The following is a 2,799-nucleotide window of genomic DNA, read 5'->3' on the forward strand; positions in this document are numbered from 1 at the left end:
CCGTCCTGGCGGCGAGCGCTATATGCCGCCCGGGGCGGGACCGTCTTCCAGTATGGCTGGGTCCGTGCCGCCGGCTCGGCGGGCTTCATCATCGCCACCGGCGCTGCCGGCTGGCTGATCGCCGCGTCCGGCTTGTGGGCCGCGCTGGTGGCGAGCGGGGGCCTGTTCATCGCCGCTTCGGGGGCGGCCCTGGCGCTGCCGATCCGCGAAGGCGCCAAGAAAGGCGCCATGCCATGGCACAACTTCGCCGATCTGCTGCGGCTGCCGCGCTTCCTGCGCGTGGTCTTCGCGGCTTCGCTGGTGGTCGGCGCCCACGCCATGCACGACGGTTTCGCCATGATCCTGTGGCGCGGCGCCGGGATCGGAGCCGGCACCGCCGGGCTGCTCTGGTCCGGATCGGTGGCGGCCGAGGTGCTGGTGTTCCTGCTCGTCGGCCCCTGGCTCCTGGCACGGATCGGGCTCCCGGCCGGAATCGCGGTTGCGGCGCTGGCCGGCGCCCTGCGCTGGGCGGCGCTCGCCTCGACGACCGCGATCCCCGTCCTTGCCGCCGCGGAACTCCTGCACGGGCTCAGCTTTGCCCTCCTGCATCTGGCCTGCCTCGGCCTGATCGAAGCCGCGACGCCCCCGGAACGCCGGGCCACCGCGCTGGCGCTCTACGGGACCCTCGGCCTCGGCCTGTCCGGCGTGCTGGCGACGCTGGCCTCCGGCGCGCTCTTCGGCGCGTTCGGGGCGCCGGCCTTCTGGGCGATGGCGGCCCTGAGCCTCGTCGCCCTGCCGCTGGTGCCGGGCCTGCGCGACGGCTGAAGCCGCGGGTTCTTTTCCCGGCCCTGTGGTACGGACCCGGAACGGACCCGCCCGATACACCCGCATGCCCTTTGTCGCCGAGATCCTGATCCCGCTGGCGCTCGAAGCGCCCTACAGCTACGCCGTGCCCGGCGGCCTCGACCTCGCGGTCGGCGACGTGGTGCAGGTGCCACTCGGGCCTCGCGAGATCGTGGGCGTCGTCTGGGGTCTGGCCGAGACGGCCGGCGGATCGAACCTGCGCCCCGTGACTGGCACCCTGCCCTACGCACCCCTCTCGGAGCCGCTGCGCAGCCTGGTCGATTGGATCGCCCGGTACACCCTCGCCCCGAAGGGCTCGGCGCTCGCCATGGTGCTGCGCCTGCCCGACGAGGCCGCCGCCGCCGAGACCGCCCGGGTCGCGGTGCGCCTCACCGACAAGCCGCCCTCACGGCCGACCGCGGCACGGGCTAAGGTCGTGGCGACGGCGGCCGACCGGGTGCTGCGCGGCAAGAGCGCGCTCGCCAAGGAGGCCGGGGTCTCGCTCTCGGTGATCGACGGCCTGATCGATGACGGCGTCCTGGAGACCATCGCGGTCGAGCCCGAGCCGGTCGCCCTGCCGCCCGATCCCGACTTTCCGCGCACGCCGCTTTCGCCCGCCCAGGCGGGGGCGGTGACGGAACTGGTCGAGCCGTTTCCGTGGCTGCAACCCGACGCAGAGGCGGCCGACAACCGGCCGATCCTGCTCGAGGGGGTCACCGGTTCGGGCAAGACCGAGGTCTATTTCGAGGCGGTCGCGGCCTGTATCCGAACTGGGCGGCAGGCGCTGATCCTGATGCCCGAGATCGCCCTGACGGCGCAGTTCCTCGACCGGTTCGCCCAACGCTTCGGGGTCCGGCCGGCGGCCTGGCATTCCGGCATCGGCGGCAAGCGCCGCGAGCGCCTGCGGGCCGCGGTGGCGGCCGGCGAGGCTCTGGTGGTTGTCGGCGCCCGCTCGGCGCTGTTCCTGCCGTTCGCCCGCCTCGGCCTGATCGTGGTCGATGAGGAGCACGAGGCCGCCTACAAGCAGGAGGACGGCGTCCACTACCACGCCCGCGACATGGCGGTGGTGCGCGGGCGCTTGGAGGGCTGCCCGGTGGTGCTGGCCTCGGCGACGCCGTCGATCGAGACCCGGGTGAACGCGGCGCGCGGGCGCTACCGCCACGTGCTGCTGCCGGAGCGGTTCGGCGGACGACGCCTGCCCGACATCGCCGCCATCGACATGCGCAAGGACCAGCCCGAGCGGGGCCGCTTCCTCAGCCCGCCGCTGGTCAACGCTGTTAAGCACACCCTGGAGCGCGGCGAGCAGGCGCTGCTGTTCCTCAACCGCCGGGGCTACGCGCCACTGACCCTGTGCCGGGCGTGCGGGCACCGCTACCAGTGCAAGAACTGCTCGACTTGGTTGGTGGAGCACCGGTTCCGGCGCGCCCTCGTCTGCCATCAGTGCGGCTACACCGAGCGGCGGCCTGAGGCCTGCACCGAGTGCGGTACCTTCGACAACCTGACGGCCTGCGGCCCGGGCGTCGAGCGGATCGCCGAAGAGGCCGCCGGGCTGTTCCCGGACCGGCGCATCGTCGTCCTGTCGAGCGACTTTCCCGGCGGTGCCGACCGGCTGCGCCAGGAGTTGGAGGCGGTGGCGGCCGGGGAATGCGACCTCGTCATCGGCACGCAGCTGGTGGCGAAGGGCCACAACTTCCCGAGCCTCACCCTGGTCGGGGTGCTGGACGCCGATATCGGCCTGACCTCGGGCGATCCCCGGGCGGCGGAGCGCACCTTCCAGCTGCTCCAACAGGTCACCGGCCGGGCCGGGCGCGGCGACAAGCCCGGGCGGGCGCTGGTCCAGACCTACCAGCCCGAGCACCCGGTGATCGCCTCGCTGCTGTCGGGGGATGCGGAGCGCTTCTATCAGGAGGAGATCCACGCCCGCGAGGCGGCGGGCCTGCAGCCTTTCGTTCTGATCGACGATCTGATCGTCTGGGC

2 protein-coding genes are annotated in these 2,799 nt (G+C 73.1%); both read left to right on the forward strand.

The features are described 5' to 3' along the window. Nucleotides 1–804, forward strand: an 804-nt coding sequence (locus FV228_RS25870; protein WP_147857156.1) for an MFS transporter, incomplete at its 5' end; no start/stop codon positions are given. 64 nt (nucleotides 805–868) lie between these two features. After that, nucleotides 869–2,799 (forward strand): primosomal protein N' (locus FV228_RS25875; RefSeq protein ID WP_147857157.1); only part of this gene is annotated, 1,931 nt, incomplete at its 3' end.

Source organism: Methylobacterium sp. WL18 (assembly GCF_008040015.1).
Lineage (GTDB): Bacteria > Pseudomonadota > Alphaproteobacteria > Rhizobiales > Beijerinckiaceae > Methylobacterium > Methylobacterium mesophilicum.